General features: G+C 45.2%; 11 protein-coding genes and 1 pseudogene. 5 read left to right on the top strand and 7 right to left on the bottom strand.

The features are described 5' to 3' along the window. Position 1 precedes the first annotated feature (1 nt). The 3 genes from FLM48_RS06270 to FLM48_RS06260 form a co-directional block, all read right to left on the bottom strand. Positions 2–1,882, bottom strand: a complete 1,881-nt coding sequence (locus FLM48_RS06270; RefSeq protein WP_179024068.1) for a diguanylate cyclase — start codon at positions 1,880–1,882, stop codon at positions 2–4. 258 nt (positions 1,883–2,140) lie between these two features. Continuing rightward, the gene (locus FLM48_RS06265; RefSeq protein WP_179024067.1) at positions 2,141–5,254 is read right to left on the bottom strand and encodes a multidrug efflux RND transporter permease subunit; all 3,114 of its coding nucleotides are present in this window, start codon (positions 5,252–5,254) and stop codon (positions 2,141–2,143) included. After that, positions 5,254–6,360 carry an efflux RND transporter periplasmic adaptor subunit gene (locus FLM48_RS06260; RefSeq protein ID WP_179024066.1) on the bottom strand — a complete coding sequence of 369 codons (1,107 nt, stop codon included), beginning with the start codon at positions 6,358–6,360 and terminating at the stop codon, positions 5,254–5,256. The genes FLM48_RS06265 and FLM48_RS06260 overlap by 1 nt, the downstream gene beginning before the upstream one ends. Before the next feature lie 248 nt (positions 6,361–6,608). Here FLM48_RS06260 and FLM48_RS06255 point away from each other — a divergent pair, with 248 nt between their 5' ends. Both FLM48_RS06255 and FLM48_RS06250 read left to right on the top strand, forming a co-directional pair. Then, complete coding sequence (locus FLM48_RS06255) at positions 6,609–7,067, top strand: GNAT family N-acetyltransferase (RefSeq protein WP_179024065.1); 459 nt, start codon at positions 6,609–6,611, stop codon at positions 7,065–7,067. A 69-nt stretch (positions 7,068–7,136) separates the two neighbouring features. Further along, a complete protein-coding gene (locus FLM48_RS06250) occupies positions 7,137–7,610 on the top strand; it encodes an NYN domain-containing protein (RefSeq protein ID WP_179024064.1) in 474 nt (157 codons plus the stop codon). Between the two features lie 108 nt (positions 7,611–7,718). Here FLM48_RS06250 and FLM48_RS22725 read toward each other — a convergent pair. Continuing rightward, positions 7,719–7,929, bottom strand: a pseudogene (locus tag FLM48_RS22725) (GDCCVxC domain-containing (seleno)protein). Between the two features lie 148 nt (positions 7,930–8,077). Beyond that, complete coding sequence (locus FLM48_RS06245; RefSeq protein ID WP_179024063.1) at positions 8,078–9,145, bottom strand: putative sugar O-methyltransferase; 1,068 nt, start codon at positions 9,143–9,145, stop codon at positions 8,078–8,080. A gap of 595 nt (positions 9,146–9,740) precedes the next feature. Here FLM48_RS06245 and FLM48_RS06240 point away from each other — a divergent pair. From FLM48_RS06240 to FLM48_RS06230, 3 genes are all read left to right on the top strand, one after another. Beyond that, positions 9,741–10,262, top strand: a complete 522-nt coding sequence (locus FLM48_RS06240) for a DUF6795 domain-containing protein (protein ID WP_179024062.1) — start codon at positions 9,741–9,743, stop codon at positions 10,260–10,262. Between the two features lie 35 nt (positions 10,263–10,297). Next, positions 10,298–11,452: a lipase family protein gene (locus FLM48_RS06235; protein ID WP_179024061.1), complete on the top strand. Its 1,155-nt coding sequence runs from the start codon at positions 10,298–10,300 to the stop codon at positions 11,450–11,452. A 170-nt stretch (positions 11,453–11,622) separates the two neighbouring features. Further along, positions 11,623–11,979, top strand: coding sequence for a hypothetical protein (locus FLM48_RS06230; protein ID WP_179024060.1), 357 nt, complete (start codon positions 11,623–11,625; stop codon positions 11,977–11,979). A 279-nt stretch (positions 11,980–12,258) separates the two neighbouring features. Here FLM48_RS06230 and FLM48_RS06225 read toward each other — a convergent pair whose 3' ends face one another. Next, positions 12,259–13,854 carry a glycogen synthase gene (locus tag FLM48_RS06225; RefSeq protein WP_256871068.1) on the bottom strand — a complete coding sequence of 532 codons (1,596 nt, stop codon included), beginning with the start codon at positions 13,852–13,854 and terminating at the stop codon, positions 12,259–12,261. A 35-nt stretch (positions 13,855–13,889) separates the two neighbouring features. Further along, the gene (gene glgC, locus FLM48_RS06220) at positions 13,890–15,158 is read right to left on the bottom strand and encodes a glucose-1-phosphate adenylyltransferase (protein WP_179024059.1); all 1,269 of its coding nucleotides are present in this window, start codon (positions 15,156–15,158) and stop codon (positions 13,890–13,892) included. Positions 15,159–15,202: the final 44 nt, after the last annotated feature.

Genomic DNA, 15,202 nt, shown 5'->3' with positions numbered 1-15,202 from the left:
GCTAAGCTTGATAATCGGCGCTTACCACCCGGTTGCGCCCCGCGGCTTTGGCTTCATATAACGCACTATCTGCTTGGGCTATCAGCTGCTCAAGCAACCCTGCTGGACCCACCTTAGCATTTGCTGACCATACACACATGCCTATGCTGGCACTCACCTTTTGTTGCTGCATATTGGTGGCAGAGAAGTCTAACTCGGTTAAGCGCGCACACACCTCTTGCAGCACCTGACTGGCGGCTTCTTTGTCATGCTTGGGCAACAAAATCATAAACTCTTCCCCGCCCATACGGCAAATCTCACCGCGTTGACCTAGTACAGATAATGTAGCTGCCACAGATGATTGCAATACGGTGTCGCCAGTTGCATGACCGTAAGCGTCATTAATCTGCTTAAACTTGTCTAAATCCATAATCGCAACAGTAAATGGCTGACGCGCTTTAACTGCACGGCTCAGTTTCTGCTCAGCCGAGATAAGCCCTTTACGACGATTATAAATCTGCGTCAAACTATCAATATTGGCCAAAATACGAATGCGGCGCAGAGCAAAGGTGAGCCAAATAGACACTAAAATTAGCGCTAGCGATAATACACTCAGCAAAAACAACTGGCTGTTTTTGCTAGCTATCGACTGCTGCTGATCGCTAATTTCAATTAAGTTCTCTGCATTCGCTTCAGACAACTCTGCCGCCTGCTCGGCATACTGCTCTGACTCTACCGCCATTTCCACTCTGTCGGCGCGTTTTGCCCCTTGTTGATCACTGTAATTGCGGATCAGCAACACCACAGCTTGCATGCGTTTAAACAAGTTGTCGATATCTTGATTGCTATAGTCGAGCTCTGCTTGCACCAGCAAGGTTTCAAACCGCCCTAACTTGTCACCTACTCGCTGGTACTCATTGAGCACCTCTTCGAGTAACTGACTCACATTGGCTGTTTCGCCTAAACGCACCATTGCCGATGCCTTAAGCAAACGCATGAGATTCCGATTAGCAAAATAACTTTGTACATCGTTAGCGAGCATTAACTTAGTATCTGCTAACACCTGACGATTACGGCCTAGCTTGGCATTAATTTGCACTCTTTGTGACATCAAAGCCCAATAAAATGGATGTTGTGGATTGACCTGGTATTGGCGCTCGATCTGCTCAAGTTGAGCGATAGCTTCGTCGGGCTGCTGGAGAAAATCGGCTAAAGTGGCCAGTTTTAGACCGATGCCTATTTGACTATAAACGGCATCAATCTCATGAGCGCGCTGCAGCGCAGCGTTTAATTCCTGCTCAGCGGAAACCACATCTCCCATGTACATTTTCAGTGACGCAACTTGGTACTGGCTCGATAGTGCACGGTGTGGATTTGCTAACTCTGTCCATAATTGCTGCGCTTTAATGGCCGCATCTAATGCAAGATCCAGCACGTTAGTTTCAAACAATCCCACGTGCAAAGAAGTGTAATAGTAGGCCTGTAGATATACTGAATCTACCTGTTTAAGGCCAGGTTCAAGCGCTTGTAATGGCTTTATGTACTGACCAACATTATCAACCAACAAGCGATATTTAAATTCGATAATAGCCAGCCAATAAGCCCGAGACGGATCAGAAGCCGGCATTAACTGCTTGGCTTGTGCCAATAGCTCAAGAATAGCTTGCTCGTCATGATGCACAACCGCAAGATCGGTCGCTATCATAAAGTAGATCCCAAGCTCCTGCACATCCATCTTATCAACCTGGGTCGACAACTCCTCAAGCGCATCTATCGATATGGTCAAGCTCCTGCTTGCAGCCTGTTCTACATCATGAAGGCGTTCAACTATCGTTGCGGCATGACTGAATTGTCCGCTTGCTAATGTTAAAACAATGACCAGCAAACTCAGGCTGCGCCACATAGGTTCTCCTAGAAATATTGTGTTAAACAAGCTAATTTTGAGCAACTCCGTCGCCCTAAAAGCCGCATAATGCATTCGAAAATGTCAGCCAGCAATTCATGCACAAGATACAGTATTTATCGCATTTTAAAATATCATATTAGACTATGTTATCAATGCCGCTTTGATTCAACGAATCAATTACTTAACGGCGCACTGGCCGAGCAACAAAAAAGGCTACCTTAATGGTAGCCTTTTTAATGGTTAACGCCACAGCAGCTAATGATTACTGCTAAGCTTAGCCTCTTGTGCCACTATGGCATCATTGAGTTGCGCCTCAACGTATCCGGGTGAATGCGTTGCGCCAGATATAAGGCGATACATTGCGGGAATCACCAATAGGGTGACAAAGGTGGCAAATGCCATACCAAAGAACACCACGGTACCTACCGCTATGCGGCTTTCAGAGCCCGCGCCCGAGGACATAATTAGTGGAATCGCACCAATCAAAGTGGTAAAGGCAGTCATCAAAATCGGACGTAAACGTCTGGCTGAAGCATTGATAATCGCTTGCTCAATCGCTTCGCCTTTATCCCGCAATTGGTTAGCAAACTCAACAATCAAAATACCGTTTTTGGTTACCATACCAATGAGCATGATCATACCGATTTGGCTATAAATATTGAGCCCTTGGCCGGTGAGATAGAGTCCCAAGAATCCACCAAAGACTCCCATAGGGACAGTAAACATCACCACTAGCGGGTTGATAAAGCTTTCAAACTGCGCCGCTAGTACCAAATACGCAACCAATAACGCTAGCGCAAACACCACCATGACGCTACTTTGGTTTTCTTTAAAATCTTTTGACTCACCCGTATAGCTAACTGAGATTTCGCTAGGTAACATCTCAATGGCTTGGGCGTCTAGGAAATCCAACGCCTCACCTAAGGTATAACCCTCGCCCAAGTTAGCTTTTAAAGTGATAGACTTTTGCTTATTGGTATGGCTCAGCTTGTGGGCGGATGCCACCTCTTCAATCTTAGTGATCGCATCTAAAGTAACCAACTCACCCGAGGCACTACGCATATAGATTTGGCTCAAATCAGCCATATTATTAAAGCTGTCTTCATCGCCACGCAGATAAACATCGTACTCTTCACCACGGTCGATAAAGGTGGTTTCACTGCGGCCACCTAACATCACCTCTAAGGTTTCTGACACCGAGGCTACACTAATACCTAGTTCGGCCGCACGCTGCCTATCGACACTGACCACTAACTCTGGTGTGGTTTCGGCGTAATCTAAATCCGCCCCTTCCAGCATAGGCGAGGCAAAGGCCACTTCTTGTAGCTCTTGCGCCCACTTAAATAGCTCTTTGTAATCGGAGCCGCCAAGTACAAATTGCACAGGCTCACTCGATTTGCCCCTAAATCCTGGCAGCATAGGACGTACCATGACATCGGGAATACCCTGCAGTGCTTGGGCTACCACTCCTAATGCTTGCTGCGCATTGATATCACGGTCTTGCCACTCTTCAAGCTGCATGATCACAAAGCCGGTTTGGTCTCCTGCGCGGCCGCCAAATGCTGGCGCCTGTATACTAAAGGATTTAATCACCCCTTCACCGAGTAAAGGCATTAAGCGTTCTTCAACAATATCCATGTTGGCGGTCATACGGTTGTAGCTGGTGCCCTCAGCGCCTTTAACAAAGGCGAAAATCACCCCACGGTCTTCTTGCGGAGCCAGTTGCGCGGGCACCTGATTAAGCAGCCAACCGCTGCCTGCTATACACAACACAATGATAGCTGGGGCGCCATAGCGCCATTTTACCGCCAGCGTTACCGCGCGGCGATAATTGCGCTCAAGCGCTGCAAACAGCTTATCGACCCATACGTTAAAGCCATTGGGCTTCACCTCAGATTTTAAGATTTTGCTGCCCAGAACCGGCGTTAATGTGAGCGCGACAATCGATGAAAAGATAACCGCCATGGCAAGCATCACAGAAAACTCGGTAAATAATCGCCCGACCATACCGTCCATAAAGGAGATAGGCAAAAACACCATGACCAAAACAGCAGTGGTAGCCATAACCGCAAAGCCCACCTCTCGTGCACCTTTATAGGCTGCAAGTAATGGCGGCTCACCACGTTCAATGTGATGGAACATGTTCTCCACCACCACAATGGCATCATCGACCACTAAGCCGATGGCCAAAATCAGTGCCATTAAGGTCAGTAGGTTAATAGAGAAACCAAAGAAGTTGGCCGCGATACACGCTGAAATTAGCGATACCGGTACCGTCACCGCAGGAATTAACGTGGCGCGTGCTTGGCCAATAAAGATATACAGCACCAGCACAACCAAGGCACCAGTAATAAATAACGTGTTGTAAACTTCGCTAATAGAACGGTCAATAAATACCGTAGAGTCGTAGTCGACAGTAAGCTCTGTACCTTCAGGCAAGAACTTTTGAATACGCTCAACTTCTTGGTGAACCCCTTTGGCCACCTCAAGTGGGTTGGCGTCAGATTGCGCAATAATGCCCAAACTTAAATTAGGAACACCATCACTTTTAAAGGTGGAGTTTTCATTCTCAGCGCCAATAAAGACCGAAGCTACATCTTTTAGATAAATTGGCGTGCCATCTTCGGCTGTGCGCACCACCAGATAATCAAAATCTTCTGGGTGGTGATATAACCGCGCGGTACGCACCGTCATCACTGTGGTATCGTTGCGTACTTCCCCTCCAGGGGTTTCAACGTTTTCGGTATTCAATGCCGAAATAATATCAGAGGTAGTGACATTACGGCCTGCCATCAGCTCTGGGTTAAGCTGCACGTACATCACTTTGTACAAGCCACCAGAGATATCAATCGAACTCACCCCTGTGATGAGGTTAAATCTGTCTTCTAATACCCGCTGGGCATAATCCGTTAGCTGGGTGCGGTCCATCACTGACGAGCTAAGGTTGATGTATACCGACGGCTCACCGGATCCGTTATCTTTGGAGACAATCGGATCGTTAGCTTCATCTGGTAGCCGGCGCTGAGCACGGGCAACCGCGTCACGCACGTCGCTCACCCCTTCGGTTAAATTCCAGTCGAGATCAAACACGATAGTAATACGTGACATCCCATTACGGGTTACCGAAGTAATTTCATCAACACCACTAATGCCAGTAAGTTCATCTTCAATCGCGGTGGTAATTTGGCTTTCCATGATGGTCGCAGATGCGCCTTCATAGGTGGTCATCACAGTAACCACAGGGCTTTCTACATCGGGCATTTCTCGGACTGCCAGTTTAGAGAACGACACAATGCCGAACACACATAGCAGTAAGCTTAAAACGATGGCAACAACCGGCCGTTTAACCGACACATCAGATAACAACATTAACCGCGGCTCCCTAGAGGCTGAGCGTCATCAATATCGGCAATTTGCGTATCGGCAGTAATACTTAAATCATCGACCTTCAAGCCGTCACGCATGTTCACTAATCCTTGTACCACGATACGATCGCCAACGTTAACGCCTTCGCTAATTAACACTTCATCTTGAATACGGGCACCTAAGGTCACTTGAGTGCGTTTAGCCATTTGGTGCTCATCCACCACATACACGTAACGTTTAGTACCTGAGTACTCCAACGCCTGCACCGGAATAACTGGCTCTAACACAGCCGGAAAGGTTAAATTGGCCGACATTAACATACCTGGCTTTAACTGTTTTTTACTGTTATCGAAGTTAACCCGCACTTTCATGTTGAGGGTATCTTGGTTAATGCGTGGATCTATCGCCACAATTTCACCAAAGAACACTTCTTTGGGCCAAGCGCGGTTGGTGGCGCTCACTTGCATCCCCACACTAATCTGCGACAAATAGGTTTCGGGCACTTGAATATCTAGGCGCATTGAAGACAGATCATCCAAGCTAAGCAACTCGTTACCCACGGACACCATTTTACCCAAGCTAAAATCAACTAAACCCGCAGTACCAGAAAAGGGGGCACGAATGTAATGATAGTCTAGTTCGGCTTGTGCAGCGCTTAAACGCGCCGCCGCCATTTCAACGCTGGCTTGTTGACCATCAATCTCTGTTTGGGTGATGGCATTACTATCAATCAAGCGATTAAACTCGGCCAGTTTACGCTTTTCATCTAGCAGGTAGGCATTGGCTTCAATCAAATTAGATTTTGCCCGCGCATCTTCTAACTCAATAAGCACCTGACCGGCGGTGATGGCTTCATTGGCATTGACGTTAATCGTCTTAATCTTGCCCTGCACTTCAGGGGCAATGTACACCGATTGATTGGCCTCTAATTTACCAATCAAGGTGATCTGTTGGGACAGCTCATGCTCATCAACAATCCCCGTCATAACAGGTACCACCCGCACAGACTTTGCTTTAGGTTGGCCTTTGTTTGCTTCGCTTAAACTGCTGTAACCAATCACGGCAATAACTGCCGCCACAAGAGGGATTAAAATAAGGCTTTTTTTCATGATAACTACTGCCAACAAAAGAGACCGATACTAGGGACTATTTTAAAGAAAAAACCTGAAAAATTAGAGTAAATGAATGTAAAGCTGCGCAAATAACTTATCTAATAGTAACAAAAGCTTGTAACAAACAATTTCTGTTAACAAACCCAAGAATCGTCACTAACAAACTGGCCACATTGATCACTAAAAACCGACAGTTTGTCAGCAAGTCTCTTGCAATAGAGATCTGCATAAGCCATGCTGCGACCATGCAAATAGTATGGATAGCTGACCCCGAATCCCGTCAGCAAGTTAAGCAGTTTTATCGCCTGTATATGCCCAATGCGAAACCCAATGCGCGCGAGCATATTGCTACACTCGTTGACGGCTGCAGTTCATCAGCAATCGCCGTTAGCGTTAACAACATCATCGCCACATTGAGACTGCGACCAATAGGAGAAAACCTGCTACTTACCGGGATGCTCGTCAGGCCAGAAAAACAGTATCAAGGCTTTGGCAAGCAGCTACTCACCGCCATTACGCCCAAACTAACAGCAAAGCCAACTTACCTTTTTTGCTTACCCAGCTTAGTCAATTTCTATCGCCAGCAGCAGTTTGAACAAACTGAAGAGCTACACAATGATATCGCCCAATTACTGCGACGCTATCAGCAACGCGAACCTCAGCTTATCGCCATGCGCTATCAGCCCGATAACCCAGATATTTAACAGGCAAGCCTTCAATATTGCCCACTGCTACGGTATGGTGAGCAGCATACTCACCCCTTGGAGCACCAAGTGAAAAAACTTGCCATTTTTGTCGATGTGCAAAACATCTACTACACCTGCAAAGAGGCCTATGGCCGTCAGTTTAACTATCGCAAACTATGGCAACATTTAGGCTATGAAGGGGAGATTGCCATTGCCAACGCCTACGCAATTCACCGCGGTGACGATGGTCAGCTCAAATTTCAAGATGCACTGAAACACATTGGCTTTGAAGTCAAACTCAAACCTTTTATTCAGCGCAGTGATGGTAGTGCCAAAGGCGATTGGGACGTCGGCATCACCATCGATATCATGGAAGCAGCCAGTGAAGTCGATAGCATTATTTTACTGTCTGGAGACGGCGACTTCGCCCTATTACTAGGTCACATCGCCCACAAATACGGTATCGAAACCCAAGTGTATGGCGTACCTCAACTCACCGCCAAAGCGCTCATCGACTCAGCAGTGAAATTTCATGAGATTGATGGCAGCTTGTTGCAATAACAAAGAAGGATCACACCTCAATAAGGTGTGATCCATTGTAAACCCAATTAGCAAAGACAAGAGCGTTGGCTCACTGTTCAGCATTCATCTAAACAACATGTATCTGAGCTAACGACAACAGCCACTACCGTTTTGAATTGGCGGGCACTTAACTGTGCCAAAAGAGCAAAACACAACAGTCTCCCGCTAAAGGCTTTAGAAGTTGACGGCAAGATGTTCACTCATAAAAGTGTTGGCAAGCATCAGTTGGCATGACTTCTTTTTTCTTAACTCCGCACTTTGGGCAGCGGATAATAGACTCTAGAATGATTTCACTCATCAAATCCCATCCAATGCAAACTAAGCGGTGCAAATAGTGTTTTATCAATGCTATACCACTATTTACACTAATTAGGCTTCCAACATAGGCGCACTTGGCTTGTATTCATTTGTACGCGCTAATCAAAATTTTTCAGCTAAATAATAACTTACATTATCGGATATCTTTTCTTATAAAGCCTTAATTCGGAGTTAAAACCATCTATCGTTTCAAAACCAAATGGATGAACATTTGTTGCTACCAACTCATAATCCGGTAAAAACTTGTCATAGTCTTCACCTTTTATCGGTTGTTTGACTCCCACATGACTACCTTCGGTGGCAAGCTGCTTACCTTCTTTCAAATTTCTTAGCAAAACATACTTACATTCTAAGCGCGCTACGTGTTCTAAATAGTTAGCAACGATGTCAGGTTCCATCTCTTGAAACGAAATAAAATTCACGAATAAATCGAGCTCGCCGGACACTTCTGGCAACTGCCAAGGGCATAAGACCGCACCATCATAAAGCTCAGATAAAGTGTTCAAAGAGAGATCGGGTAACTTCTTTGTCGCTTTATAGTCAGCAATGCGTTCCTTGCCGAAGTTCTGTTGTAAATAGTAGGTAGAAAAAAGGCAAGTCGGTGAAATATCGACATTCATATAAAATGTTTTATTACGTTGATCTTTAAGCAATATTTCACCAAGCGATCCAAAACCGCCACCGATCTCCAATACTGTTCTAATTGGCACCTCAGTAACATGTTTTTTCAAAAAATTTAGCCCTAGTAAGTAGTTTAAACTTGAACGGCTGTAATACTTCCCTTCAAACTCAAACTGACCCTTTGGCTTGCCTACTTGGCTTTCACTAAAACTCTCAACGAATGGGGCTTTATCTATATTACTAGCAGTAAAAACGCGATAATCGTTTCTGGCATGCATTTCACCGGATAAAAAGTCTTGCATCGATAAGCAAGCTTTATGATCACCTTCTAACTGTTTTTGCGTGCAATTTAACATCGATTGATATTTATCTTCTTGTGTCGCCCATCCATGAAAACGATAGGTAGGTACAAAGAAAGATAGTGCCCCTTTTAAGGAGCGAAAATTTTCTATACCATGCAACTCCAGTTCAGCTTGCAAAGTACTGGCACCAAACTGCCAAAAGTGTGTTGGACGGTAACGTTCATCAACCTCTTCCATGTCCATAATGATCTCTTGAGCTTGTTCAGTCCACATAAACGCTTCCTTGTTTTCATAGTTGAATAAATAGTCACTAGCTATTATTAATCAATAAGATAGCAGTGTTTTGTCGCATTTTTCAAGAGCGAACCTCGTTTATCCCTCCTAGTGGGATGTAATAAACAATTTCACCATATAAAAATATGTAATATTGAAAAAGTAACGCATAAACTGCTGCTTTTAACTTGAGATTGCATGACCCAACTGACGTAGATATGCCTATAAAGCCAGTGCTCAACACCCGTGCCTTTCTTTTAGATACTCAGATATAGCAACTACCATATACTTCCCTACGATATCCCCCATCCTTACCTCGGCAAGAGGTAAAACTAAACTAATAAGCTTATATGCTCATCTAAGCTCAAAAACCGCCTCCTACATAATTTCTATCTCATCAGCACAATAAATTCCTAACCCTTTAGCACAGGTTTGACGCAGCCCCACACCTCCGCATAACGCGCTGAATTTAAATATTAATCAATGATTGATTTTACGGGATTTAAATTTAGAATAAGCTTAAACATGGATGTTAGCATTACAATGAATTTTCCCACCAAAGAAAACCAGCTAACGAAATCTCGAAGGCTAGGTTATGGCTTTAAAAGACATATTTAGAAAACTCAGCAATCATATCGGCACTCACAAAGTGCATTTGTGTCCAGAGGTCAAAGGTCGATTAGTTAATAACGGCCAACCTTTAGCCAATGTCAGGATAACTAGGGGGCTGTATTACTCAGATGGTAAATACACCGAAGATGAGTGTTATACCGATAACAATGGCAATTTTTCTATGCCAGCAATGAGCCTACGTTCAAGCCAGCCTTCACTTTTAATTGCTGAGAAAATGACTCATCAACAGATTATAGGTCACATCTCCGGAGTTAAGTATAAGCTATGGTCCAGTACGCCAAGCGGCATTGAATACATTGAAGAATATGCGGTGAAACTTAGCTCTATGATTGCTGACATTTCATATGATGAAACTAGTTTTTACTTCAACTCTCATCAAACAGACTATAGATACAGAGCTTCAGGTATTTGTCGTTGGAATGATAACTTTGTCTTAATTGATCATGAAGCTGAGTTTGCAAAGATGATTGAAGGGGCGCTTTAGTTTACAAATCAGGAAATTTTGATATGGCTACAGGGATGAACACATTAACACCAAGAATTGCTGCTAGTTTCGCAGAAATAGCATATGCAAGTTTGAGAAAAAATGGGATAACTTCTAGCGAGCTGTTCAGAGATCTGGATATTGGCTTTTCTTTTGACAGTAGAACCATAAAGGGAACCAGTGGTACCATTTTAGAACGCCTTGTTAAACATAAAACAGCCTTCGGTTGTATAGCCCAAGGGAAAACCGGTCCATTTAAAGGTGACTTTGTCATCGCATTTCGGGGCACAGACGGCAAACGAGATATGATCACTGACTTACATTGTGGCATCAGCAGCTGCAGCAATGGCCAACCAGTTCACGCTGGCTTTAACCATACTTTTAACTCAATAAAACAGCAACTTGAGCATTATTTTTCGCAAAATGCAAAACAAACTAATAGCGGGCTAAAAGTTCATGTTGTTGGTCACAGCCTTGGCGGCGCACTTGCAAATCTTGCTGCAAACTGGCTCAAACAGCGCTTTAAAGCTAAGGTTAAACTTTATACTTTTGGCGCACCACGTGTCGGCTACCCCAGCTTTGCCTTAAAAACTGTCACATCAACCAACAATGAAATCTATCGCTGTGTTCACGCAGGTGATCCGGTGCCGCTAGTACCAGTGTGGCCATTTGTTCATACCGAGGATGAATATATACTCCATGGCGCGACGACTATCACCCTCAAAGCTCACAGCATGACGGCGATTACTCCTGGTTATTTGCATACAGCGTCAGGTTTCAGCAACTACAACGCCATCAATAAAGGTAAAGAGAGTCGATTTAAAAAGCAGGTAAAACTTGACTACGACAAACGTTTGCAAGCCGCACCGACAAGGCGATGGGCAAGAATTATCGGTGAAGCCATCATCACACACCTGCACCAATCAGGTAAGCTACATGCCATTCAAGCTGATATATCTAATACCCTCACTGTTTACGATAAAATTGCGCGGGTACTCGCCGATAGCATTGATATATCGACGAGCCATGCCGCTGATGTTAAGGGGATTCTCGGACACATTTTGGCATTCTGTAGAGCGCCATTTAAGGTGGTAGAACTGTCATATAAATTTGTGCGAAACACATGGAATTTGATGTTAAATACATTAACAATAATGGCAAAATTGGCAATTAAAGGGCTGATAGGCTGAAGAGTTTAACTGGGTTTTGAGTCTCACTGACTACCTTAATACCATCTTTATCTACAGCAGCGTGGTTGGTGTGATGGCACTGGTATTGCTGATTTATGGGATGGTAGCAAGTGCATTTTCAAAGATTATGCCAGTGCATCCCATAATGTACTTTTTTAGGAAGCTGCATAATGAAACAGATAAAATTGGTTACTGCATACGTCATGTTACTGACGCTTAGCGCTTGTGCCCAAAAGCCTGTAAATCATGAAGATGACCTCATGAAATTTGCGAAATCTAACTGTTTTTTTTGGTATTTTAAGTCTCAGAATTTGGATCCCACTGAAATTAGAAAAATCACCGCTGGAATTGTTGAAATGAGCAGCTATTCAGCCAGTAGATTCGAAGAAGTAGCGCTATTAGTTAAAACATACTCACCTAAAATCCCAACAAAAAACAACGCCAACATAACGCTATTGAAGTGTTTTAATTTAGAATCAGATCAAGAGTTTATTAATAACCTTAATGAGATAAGAGTTGGGAATTAAACACTTAAAGCACAACCTAGTTGCCACAGTAATAATTTACTGTGGCATGCCTACTTTTCAACCCACCATTTTATAACTCAAAAAAACAGATTCCCCCCAACATGAATACGACAGAGGACATCGACAAATTGATAACTCTCTGGCATCCATGCCCTTCGTTCATTAGCTCAGTCATTAATACGACGATTTACCACCTTGATATCGCAATCAAACATCCGCTAGATAACTAGCCAAATACTCACTGGAAGCGAAAACTCGCCCCAACAAATAAACTTTTATTTAAAACTCATACAACTCTTCACAATAAGCTTTCGCCACATCTTGCCAAGTGAACCGATTGGCTAAAGCTTGTTGACGTATAGACTGAAACTGAGGCTGCTCTGTCATCGCGACTGCCTCTGTTACCGTGGCCAGCATGGCATCGACTTTATCGGCTAGCGAATCACCATTAAATACCCAGCCATCGACTTGATGTTCAATGGTATCTTTCAAGCCGCCTACCCCGTGCACGATACACGGCTGGCCTGCTTTCATGGCTAGCATTTGGCTGATCCCGCAAGGCTCAAAGGAGCTCGGCATCATAAACAGATCGCCATGTTGATATAACAGCTGAGACAATGGCAGATCGAAGCCATTGATAAACAGTAGTTGTGGCCAACGCCCTGCCACCTGGCGCAATTGCTGCTCAATGTGCTCATCGCCACTACCAAGCAATATTAACACCCCTTGTGATTGCCCAGTCGCTAATGACTGCAGCAGGTGTTCAATGGCGTAGCGGCCATCTGCCATGACTTGAAGCAATAACGCCACTTTTTGGCTGGTGAGTCGTCCAACTGAGGTTAATAAACACGACGGTGCTTTAGCCGCGCGCCGCAGCTGATTAAGGCGCTGTAAGGCGATTTGGTCTTGACTGGCTACCCATTGGTTACTAGCCAAATTGTTTAATAAACATTGCTCGGCATAGTCGAGCACCTTAGCAAAGTCTTGCTCGGTACGCTTAGGTAACTCTAGCGGCGCATCATGGTAAAAACAGCCGTTTAATATGCCGTGTACCCGCAGCTCAGCGGCGCGCTGGGCAATATCATCTTGCAAGCCTTCGCCACCGTAGTGACCGCTGCCACTGTCGCTCGCCAGCAGTACTTCCTTGGCATAAGTTGGTGACACAAAGTGCAGATGATCGCACAAATTAATGGCTGCGCGCATCGGGTTAAAGCATTGTGCATGTATAGGATCAATGATCTTTGCCATTGCCTCATCATGATGGACACTTAGCTTGGCAAACAGCTCAGGAAACCAAGCTTGTAAGGATGAATGTTCCTGACATAGGGGGCGCTGCCCCTGTATTGACAGATTGTGGACGCTATACACAGTATGGATTGCTTGCAGCGCGTTAAAGCGTGGTTCATAGGCGCGCAGCAGCGCTAGCACACCACAGTGCCAGTCATGTAGGTGCAACACATCAGGCTTATCCACTATCTCTTGGCAAATGACTTGCGCCGCCGCTGCACACATTAACGCAAACTTATCAGCATCATCGGCAAAAGGCCGACCGTCATTGTTGCTGGTATAGATAGCGCCACCCGCATCAAAATGGGGATGGTCGAGCAAGTAGATTGCACTTCCCGCCACATTGGGGTGGGGGGCAATAAATACTTTCACTAAGGTAGTCTGCCCCCTAAATGGCAATGATACATCGGCAATAAAGCGCGCTTTTAGCTGCGACACTAGAAAGCCGTAACTTGGCATCATCACATCAACTGCCACATGTTCATTGTGCAGCGCTGCGGGAAGATCGCCGATAACATCAGCCATCCCGCCAACTTTTGCTCCCGCTACAGCGGCATTCTCAGCCGCTAACATCAATACTCTTTTCATTATTATTTCAATTTCTATTTCGTCGATTACTTGGATTACTCATAACCCACTGGTAAGCCCAGCATGTCGCGGGTGACTAAGGTAATGCCTTTTTCAGACACCCTAAAGCCACGGGCTCTGTCATGGCGGTGGTCATAGCCAATGACCGTACCTTCGGGAATAATACAGCCACGATCTAAGATGGCATTTTTGATCTTACAGTTGCGCTGAATCACCACATCCGGTAGCACCACTGCATCTTCTAAGGTTGAGTAGCTGCATACTCGCACCTCATTAAACAGCACCGAGCGCCTAACCGTCGCGCCAGAGATAATGCAGCCACCACTGACAATAGAATCCAACGCCATACCGCGGCGGTCATCATCGTCAAACACAAATTTAGCCGGAGGCAGCTGCTCTTGAAAGGTCCAAATGGGCCATTTAGCATCATATAAATTCAGTGCCGGTGTCGGCGATAGCAATTCCATATTGGCTTGCCAAAATGAGTCCAATGTTCCCACGTCGCGCCAGTATGATTCATCGTCGGTAAAGCCACTGCAAAATGGATGCGCATACACTTGATGGTCTTCAATAATCGACGGAATAATGTCTTTACCGAAGTCTCTGTCTGAGCCTTCGTTTTGCGCATCACGCTTAAGCTGCTCAAACAAAAAATCGGTGTTGAAAACATAGTTCCCCATTGATGCTAGGCAGCGCTCTGGGTCGTGCGGCAGATGTTTAGGGACCTCTGGCTTCTCTTCAAAGCCCAATATCTTGTTTTTCTCATCCACCTCTACCACGCCAAAAGCCCCAGCTGCTTCAGCAACAGGCACTTGTTGGCACGACACTGTCATATCTGCACCCGACTCTGCATGGGCAGCAAGCAGGCCGGCATAGTCCATACGATATACATGATCACCTGACAGAATCATCACGTATTTAGGTAGCTCGTTCCGAATAATGTCGATGTTTTGAAATACCGCATCTGCAGTGCCTTGATACCAGTTGTCAGAATAACGCTGTGAGGCGGGTAGAATCTCTACCGACTCCCCCAGCTCCTTTTTGAAGTGACCCCAACCGCGCATGACATGGCGAATCAACGAGTGAGATTTATACTGAGTAACCACCCCAATACGACGAATGCCCGAGTTAACACAGTTAGACAAGGGGAAGTCAATAATGCGAAATTTACCACCAAAATACAGCGAAGGCTTTGCCCGCCAGTCGGTGAGTTCATGCAGGCGTGAACCGCGGCCACCAGCAAGAATCAATGCGTAGGTTTCACGGGTTAGGTTACTGATATAACGTGGACTTGGGTTATGCATAAGTGCGCGCTCCTTGCGTCATAAGACCGATTAAATCTTCAATT

The organism is Shewanella sp. Scap07 (genome assembly GCF_013394145.1).
GTDB lineage: Bacteria > Pseudomonadota > Gammaproteobacteria > Enterobacterales > Shewanellaceae > Shewanella > Shewanella waksmanii.
This window is presented reverse-complemented; position numbering and strand designations above follow the sequence as displayed.

What these genes read in the sequence shown, in the direction of transcription:
- FLM48_RS06270 (WP_179024068.1), bottom strand. Translation starts at nt 1,882, where the DNA reads ATGTGGCGCAGCCTGAGTTTGCTGGTCATTGTTTTAACATTAGCAAGC.
- FLM48_RS06235 (WP_179024061.1), top strand. Translation starts at nt 10,298, where the DNA reads ATGAACACATTAACACCAAGAATTGCTGCTAGTTTCGCAGAAATAGCA.
- glgC (WP_179024059.1), bottom strand. Translation starts at nt 15,158, where the DNA reads ATGCATAACCCAAGTCCACGTTATATCAGTAACCTAACCCGTGAAACC.
- FLM48_RS06240 (WP_179024062.1), top strand. Translation starts at nt 9,741, where the DNA reads ATGGCTTTAAAAGACATATTTAGAAAACTCAGCAATCATATCGGCACT.
- FLM48_RS06265 (WP_179024067.1), bottom strand. Translation starts at nt 5,254, where the DNA reads ATGTTGTTATCTGATGTGTCGGTTAAACGGCCGGTTGTTGCCATCGTT.
- FLM48_RS06230 (WP_179024060.1), top strand. Translation starts at nt 11,623, where the DNA reads ATGAAACAGATAAAATTGGTTACTGCATACGTCATGTTACTGACGCTT.
- FLM48_RS06260 (WP_179024066.1), bottom strand. Translation starts at nt 6,360, where the DNA reads ATGAAAAAAAGCCTTATTTTAATCCCTCTTGTGGCGGCAGTTATTGCC.
- FLM48_RS06255 (WP_179024065.1), top strand. Translation starts at nt 6,609, where the DNA reads ATGCAAATAGTATGGATAGCTGACCCCGAATCCCGTCAGCAAGTTAAG.
- FLM48_RS06225 (WP_256871068.1), bottom strand. Translation starts at nt 13,854, where the DNA reads ATGAAAAGAGTATTGATGTTAGCGGCTGAGAATGCCGCTGTAGCGGGA.
- FLM48_RS06245 (WP_179024063.1), bottom strand. Translation starts at nt 9,145, where the DNA reads ATGTGGACTGAACAAGCTCAAGAGATCATTATGGACATGGAAGAGGTT.